Annotated in this window: 7 protein-coding genes and 1 tRNA gene; 5 read left to right on the forward strand and 3 right to left on the reverse strand. The window is 57.5% G+C overall.

Translation table 11 applies throughout. The features are described from left to right. Positions 1–59: 59 nt before the first annotated feature. Positions 60–1,256: a glycosyltransferase family 4 protein gene (locus CR254_RS16305; RefSeq protein WP_097931882.1), complete on the reverse strand. Its 1,197-nt coding sequence runs from the start codon at positions 1,254–1,256 to the stop codon at positions 60–62. Here CR254_RS16305 and CR254_RS16310 point away from each other — a divergent pair. After that, the gene (locus CR254_RS16310) at positions 1,255–2,013 is read left to right on the forward strand and encodes an alpha/beta fold hydrolase (RefSeq protein WP_097931884.1); all 759 of its coding nucleotides are present in this window, start codon (positions 1,255–1,257) and stop codon (positions 2,011–2,013) included. The genes CR254_RS16305 and CR254_RS16310 overlap by 2 nt on opposite strands. A gap of 108 nt (positions 2,014–2,121) precedes the next feature. Continuing rightward, positions 2,122–3,096, forward strand: a complete 975-nt coding sequence (locus tag CR254_RS16315; protein ID WP_097931886.1) for an alpha/beta hydrolase — start codon at positions 2,122–2,124, stop codon at positions 3,094–3,096. 13 nt (positions 3,097–3,109) lie between these two features. Here CR254_RS16315 and CR254_RS16320 read toward each other — a convergent pair whose 3' ends face one another. After that, entirely contained in the window at positions 3,110–3,322 is a 213-nt protein-coding gene (locus CR254_RS16320) for a hypothetical protein (protein ID WP_097931888.1), read from the reverse strand. 131 nt (positions 3,323–3,453) lie between these two features. Here CR254_RS16320 and CR254_RS16325 point away from each other — a divergent pair, with 131 nt between their 5' ends. The 3 genes from CR254_RS16325 (at position 3,454) to CR254_RS16335 (ending at position 6,187) form a co-directional block, all read left to right on the forward strand. After that, complete coding sequence (locus tag CR254_RS16325) at positions 3,454–3,723, forward strand: DUF2312 domain-containing protein (RefSeq protein WP_097931890.1); 270 nt, start codon at positions 3,454–3,456, stop codon at positions 3,721–3,723. Positions 3,724–3,812: 89 nt separating this feature from the next. Next, the gene (locus tag CR254_RS16330) at positions 3,813–6,068 is read left to right on the forward strand and encodes an AsmA family protein (RefSeq protein WP_097931892.1); all 2,256 of its coding nucleotides are present in this window, start codon (positions 3,813–3,815) and stop codon (positions 6,066–6,068) included. Between the two features lie 43 nt (positions 6,069–6,111). Beyond that, a tRNA-Thr gene (locus CR254_RS16335) sits at positions 6,112–6,187 on the forward strand. Positions 6,188–6,274: 87 nt separating this feature from the next. Here CR254_RS16335 and CR254_RS16340 read toward each other — a convergent pair. Further along, positions 6,275–7,130 (reverse strand): tyrosine-type recombinase/integrase (locus tag CR254_RS16340; RefSeq protein WP_145996762.1); only part of this gene is annotated, 856 nt, incomplete at its 5' end.

Raw genomic sequence — 7,130 nt, forward strand, 5'->3', positions numbered from 1 at the left:
GGTTATGTGCATGAGGGGTATGACTGACGCGGGCCAACTGCGTCAAGCAGATATGGGAATTAGTCGGATTGCGCCGGATCGTCGGCATAAACGGCCAAGGTCGCCATCTGCATCTGCTCCACAGTAAAGCGGGACCGGATTCGAGCGCGGGCGGCCATGCCCATATGGGCGCGGGCGCTGTCATCCAGCGACATTGCTGCCTCAACCGAGTCGGCCAATGCATTCACGTCACCGGGGGGGTACAGCCAGCCGGTGACGCCATCCTCAACCGTTTCCAGACTGCCGCCATGTGCGGTCGCGATGATGGGGCGGCCCATGGCCTGTGCCTCAACAGCGACACGGCCAAATGCCTCTGGCTCACGACTGGCGCTAACAACAACCGCGCTCAGCTTATAGGCGGCCTCCATATCGGCGCAGTGTCCGACCATGCGCACCACATCCGTCAATCCGGCGGTGCGGACTGCTTGCTCCAACGTTGCGCCGTAGCCCGATCCGCTATCATCGCCAACCAGAACGATTTGCATGTCGAAATCGGGATTGCGCTGTTTGATCAACGCGGTGGCTGCGATCAGATCCTCGGCACCCTTCCACCGTGTCAGGCGACCGGGAAGCATGACGATGGGGCGGGAATCCTCAATCGCGCCCCATGATTGGGCCAGGCTGATTGTGCGCTCACTGGTCACAACCTCCTCGGCGAAGCTTTGAATATCGGCGCCACGGGGGATTGTAACAATGCGCGAGGCGGGAATGCGGTGCCGTGCCTGAATAACGCTGGCAACATGTTCTGATACTGCGATCACCGGATTGCCGCGCGCCATGACCGAGTTATACCAGCGCTTAAAGGGGATGCCGCCCTCATTATAAACGCCGTGATATGTGGTGATGAAGCGTGTGCCGGTTGCGCGCACTGCGTTCCAGCCGGCCCATGCGGGCGCGCGGGATCGGGCGTGAACGATATCTACGTTTTCGTCACGGATGATTTTTTGCAGGGCGCGGGCATTGCGCCAGATCGTTACCGGATTCTTGGACCCGATATTCATTTGGAACAGTTCACCACCGGCGCGGCGCAGTTGTGGCTCCATCCGCCCACCTGCGCTGACAACAAGTGCGCGATGGCCCGCAGCGGTAAGGGCGCGGACGATTTCGATCGCGCCACGCTCAACCCCACCGGTTTCCAATGTCGGAACCAGTTGCAGGACCGTCATAGGACGGGCAGGATCGGATCCAGAATCTGCGATTTGATCGGAACTATTCATGACGTCCTTTGAGGTATTCACACCGGATGATCGGCGGGAAATCGCCTTCCATCGTACAATGGCTGAGGCGAGAGGGGCGGACAAGCCCGGTATCGTCTTTCTAGGCGGTTTCCGCTCGGATATGGGCGGAACAAAGGCCGTGGATTTGCAGGCATGGGCCCGCGCACAGGGCCGCGCCTTTCTGCGATTTGACTATACAGGCCATGGGGATAGCTCCGGCGCGTTCGAGGATGGCTGCATCGGTGACTGGTTCCGCGATGCAATGGATGTTGTGTCCGCGCTGACGACGGGACCGCAAGTTCTGGTCGGTTCCTCCATGGGGGGCTGGATATCCCTGCTGCTGGCGCGGCACATGCCTGAGCGTGTGGCTGGTTTGGTTGGCATCGCCGCAGCACCAGATTTCACCGAAGATTCGATGTGGGCCAGCTTTGATGCGGATCAGCGCGCGGCTCTGACAGCGCAGGGGCGGGTGGAGTTGCCCAGTGATTATGATGACGGACCCTATGTGATTACCCAGAAACTGATCGAGGACGGTCGCAATCAGTTGGTTCTGCGGGATAGGCTGCCGCTGCCATTTCCTGTCCACCTGCTGCACGGAACTGCGGATGTGGATGTGGATATGTCGCGACCACTCAAACTGATCGACCATGCGGACTGTGCAGATATGCGGCTGACCTTTGTCAAAGGTGCGGATCACCGGTTCAGCTCGCCGGAATGTCTGGCATTAATTCAGAAAACGGTAATGGAAATTTGCTAGCTGGTACGGAATGCATCGGACGAATTCCGCCACGGCATCTGACAATCAGCTTTGATTGCGCAAATGTCCTAAGTAGGTTGCCCGACATACAGGTAAACGGGGACTGACATGCGCATAATTGCCGCCATCTTTATCGTTCTGGCCATATTGGTAACGGGCTTCTTGCTGTTCGCGCCACGCGAACCGGTTGAGGGGCCTATCACCTTTTCCAGCTCGGATCTGGGCGATGATATCGACCTATACCTCGCGGCAAGTGAGGCGCAGTTCGATGATATCACGCCCGGTACGCAGAAGCGTATCCAGTGGGCGGGGGATGTGGGTGCACGCACGACCTATTCCATCGTCTATATCCACGGGTTCTCTGCCACGTCCGAGGAAATCCGGCCCGTGCCTGACAATGTGGCGCAGGCATTGGGTGCAAACCTGTACTACACACGCCTAACCGGACACGGCCGTGGTGGCGATGCAATGGCAGAGGCGACTGTGCCCGCATGGATCAACGATTACGCCGAGGCGATTGCCATTGGCGCACGTCTGGGGGAGCGCGTGATCGTGATGACCACCTCAACCGGAGGTACGATCGCGGCACTTGGCGCCTTTGATGCGCGGATTGAGCAGGACTTGGCAGGGATCATCTTTGTATCCCCGAATTTTCAGGTAGCAAACCCGTCGGCAGCTATCCTGACGTTGCCACTCGTGCGCTACTGGGGGCCAACTGTCGCGGGGGCTGAACGCTCGTTCGAGGCAGCAAACCCAGAGCATGAGCGTTTCTGGACAACCAGGTATCCCACACTGGCCCTGCTGCCGATGGCGGCTTCGGTACAGGCGGCGGGCTTGATGCCGTTTAGCGAAACCACAGTGCCCGCGCTGTTTATGTTCTCGGATGACGATCAGGTCATAGATCACAGCGTAACCCGTGAGGTCGCGGCAGAGTGGGGTGGACCGGTTGAGATCATCAACCCCGAGCTAAGCGTCGATGCTGATCCCTACGCCCATGTCATCGCCGGTGATATTGTGTCGCCGGGTATGACCGCCCCCGTTCAGCAGGCGATGATCCGCTGGATTGCGACGCTTCCCAATTAGGGAGGCGTTTGCATCACAGGATGACGCCGGCCACAACCATGGCAAGGCCGAGAAATGCAACGCCGACAGCTGCCATGTTGACGGCGACAAGACCGCGCAGCTTTACCTTGGACTCCTCGGGGGACATTCCGCCGGTGCGAATGCGCATAGCCTCGCGGATACAATAGCCTAGGCCAGCAATGCCCAGAAATGTTGTTACGGCTCCGATCACGATCAGAATGGTCATTGCGCAGTCCTTACCTCGACGTTTCGTCACTGGGGGTAAGGGCTGTTCGCGTTCTGTGCAAGTGCGCTAGACGCGAGCGGCGGTCCTGCGTATGGTCCGCGCGTTTCCCAGATCACCCGTGAGGACGAATAATGGACGTAACTGACGACGATAATGGCCCTAGCTCGCAGTACCGGATTACCGTGGGTGAGCTGCGCTCCTTCGTGGAGCGGATGGAGCGGCTGAACGAAGAGAAAAAAGTTGTCGCCGAACAACAAAAAGAAGTCATGGCCGAGGCAAAGGGCCGTGGCTATGACACCAAGGCATTGCGCAAGCTGATCGCCCTGCGTGCCAAGGACCCTCAAGAAATCAGTGAGGAAGAAGCCGTGTTGCAGCTCTACCGTGAAGCGCTGGACATGTAATGCGATGAACTAAGATGTGGCGCGCAGTGGTGCGCCCGTCTTATCCTCCCCCTCGGTTGCTGCATGTAACGCAACCGTAGGAGGGACTGATGCGCGGAACAATTGGGCGGCTATTTCTGGTTTTGGGCATCCTTGGCGTGGTTTTCATAACTGCGCTATTTGTTGCCCTGCCGACCGAGCGTATTGCCGAGGTTGCCTCTAACCGACTGGAGGCAGCGACAGGGCGCAAGCTTACGCTGACAGGCGGCTTCCAGCCCTCACTCTGGCCTGATCTGGGTATCTCTACCGGTCCGTTGACGGTCAGCAATGCTGATTGGGCGCAGGGGCCGGAAATGCTGCGTGCGCAGGGCGCGACGATCGCGGTTTCGCCCATGGCGCTGTTATCCGGCCGGATCGAGATTAGGCGCCTTAGCTTTGATACTCCTCAAATCAATCTGGAAATCGCGCCCGATGGTCGTGCGAATTGGCAGTTTGCGAATGACAACGCAGATCCGGTTGGGGGCAGTGGCGGCGGTTCAACACAGCGACTGGCACAGCTTGCTGCCGATATCACCAATGGAACCGTGCGCCTGACCGATTACCGCTCAGGGCGCAGTGACACACTGGATCAAATCGATCTGGAGGTGGCCTATGATGCAGATGACCGGCAGGCGATGATGCAGGGTGCGGTCCGCTATAACATGACGGCCTTTCAGGTGAATGTAGAGGTTGAGAGCGATCTGCCGCTGGCGCAACTCTCACGTCTGGATATAGCCGCTCAGGTAACTTCGGATGTTGCGGATATATCGGCGCGCGGGCAAATCGCTGATGTTAGCGTCGGGACTGGGGACGCAAGTTTCGAGGTCGAGATTTCATCAGTATCCGAGGCGCTAAATGCGCTGGGCCTAGCGCCATTACCCGACGTGGCAGGAGTGATTTCCGACGTCCGGCTGGATGGAACGATTGGCCTGCACGACAGTGGCTTTCTGATCGAGGTAGCAGGACGTGCTGACCGGGATGATGTGCGCGTAGACCTCAATTTGAATGCGGATGGTGTATTGGGCGCACCTTTGAACACCGAATTCGCAGTGACAGCGCAAAACCATCTCTCCGCCAGCTTTGCCGGAACGGTTGATGTACAGGGCCACGCCGATGGTCGCCTTGCTGTTGATGTCGACAGCATCCCGTGGTTTGCGGGCTGGGCGGGCGCGGGGCAGGGCGATCTACCGCATGTAGCACAGGGGCCGGTTGCGTTGCGTACATTGATTGCCCTGCGGCCGGATGGGGTGCAGCTTAGTCAGCTCTCCATGGAGCTTACAGAGCTGACGGTTGAGGGCGATCTGGGTGTCGGCATGGCGGATACCCCCAATCTGACGGGAGCGTTGCGTGTGGGCCATGTCGTTCTTGCCGACGCTATGGTCGCCAGCGATGCGGAGCCTGCACCGGCGCAGCAATCGGGCGCGTGGGATCAGTCGGCTCTACCTTGGCAGATGTTGCGGGTTGCCGACCTCGATCTGTCGTTGGTGATTGCGTCACTGGATACTGGTGTAGTGCAGCTAGGGCAAAGCGATGTTGGGGTCCTCATGCGGGACGGTCAGGGCCAGATACAACTCAACCGTATTGAAGGATTCGGGGGCGATCTATCCGGCAATATCCGCCTGAATGCCGACTCGCAGAGAATCGAATCGCAGATTGCCATGCGCGATATCCGAATCGAGCAGGTACTCGCCGCCACAACTCAGACCGATCGGGTCGAGGGCAGTGGAAATTTATCTGCTTCGCTGACTGCAAGTGGTGCGAATTTTTCAGGCCTGACAAACACCCTAAACGGCCCCATTACCGTTGATCTTGCGGATGGAGCGCTGCGCGGTGTGAACCTGGCTGAGATCGGGCGAAACTTGACCGGAGCGGTCCAGCAGGATGCCAAAACAGACTTTACCGAGGCCCATATTAGTATGGGTTCCGTGGATGGAGTTCTGCAGATTCAGCAGCTATCGGCGCTTAGCCCACTGTTGCGATTGACGGGTGAGGGAACGGTTTCCCTGCCCGCTAGGCGGTTGAACGTAAAGCTTATTCCCCGTGTGACCACAGATTTGACAGGGCAGGGCGGCAGTCAGGATAGTGCAGGCGTTGCCATCCCGGTCGAGATATCCGGCCCATGGTCCGATCTAAGCTACCGCCCCGATCTAGGTGCCTACGAGGACGCTCTGCGCGCACAGGCTGATGACGCTGTTGAGCGCTTCAGAAGCGACCTTGCTGCGGGCCAAGATCCGGAGAGCGCAGCCCGCGGCGCATTGAGTGATTTCGACGATGCAATCCGCGGTGAAGGCGGTGGATTAGATGTATTGCGTGGATTGTTTAAGTAAGCACTTGCAAGCCCCCGCAGAAGCATCTAAATCGCTCCGCAGTGCCCCTATAGCTCAGCTGGTAGAGCAACTGATTTGTAATCAGTAGGTCCGCGGTTCGAGTCCGTGTGGGGGCACCATAACTTCATGATTTAGCTTAGAAATTTTACCTTATAGTTGGTCGAAAATTTCTATTGTTGGGCAACGTGACGTATACGTGACATGCGTTACCGATCCAGAAGCTTCCTGGCTTCGTCTGCCACCCTGTCCTGATCAATGTGGGCATATTTCTGCGTCATAACAACAGAAGCATGTCCGAGGAGCTTCGAGAGTTTGTAGATCGAAAGCCCTTGCATGATCATTCGGGACGCAAAGGTGTCCCTGCAAGTGTGAATCGTTGCTGCCCCGCGCTGGGCTGCTAATCGAGGGTTGGCGTTGCATGTCGAGGCTATCGTTTGACGAAGCACACGGACAGGGCGATCCATTTCACTAAACGGTCGTTGAAAGCACATCCTCCTTTCGAGCACGTTTGCGACACGTTCACTGATTGAAAGGGTGGAAACGATCTTGGTTTTCTGCCGATAGACCTCAATCGATCTTTGGCTCAGTCGGATATCTGACCACTCCAGCGACAGAGCCTCTCCAAGCCTCATCCCGGTGTCTAGGAGGGTTACGAATAGGTCGTATGCCCTTTGGTTGATGTTGTTGTCCTGCCCCCCTTGTAGGGCCTCTAAGATGCATCGTTCTTCCTCCAGATCGAAATAGCGGGTCTTCTGGAAACCCTTCAGAGCTTTGAAGCTGACCCCCTGAAATACGGCAAATTCCCAGTCCTTCTGACACAGGTTGTAGGTTCGCTGTATGAAGCGAAGTTCGATGTTGATGCTGTTGGCGCGTAACCCTTCGTTTTGCCGTGCGGATACAAGGCGGGAGATGTGTGAGGTTCTTAACTCGGACATGAGCATGTCGGGGGATAGTGTATGGATATCAGTTGACCTGCTCCCCTGAAAAGTCCGGTGTTTTGAGTTAGCCTGTTCTCCAAGAAGGAGACAGACGATGAAGAGAAGCCGTTTCAGCGAAGAACAG

Origin of the sequence: Pontivivens marinum (assembly GCF_900231835.1) — a bacterium.
GTDB classification, from domain to species: domain Bacteria; phylum Pseudomonadota; class Alphaproteobacteria; order Rhodobacterales; family Rhodobacteraceae; genus Pontivivens; species Pontivivens marinum.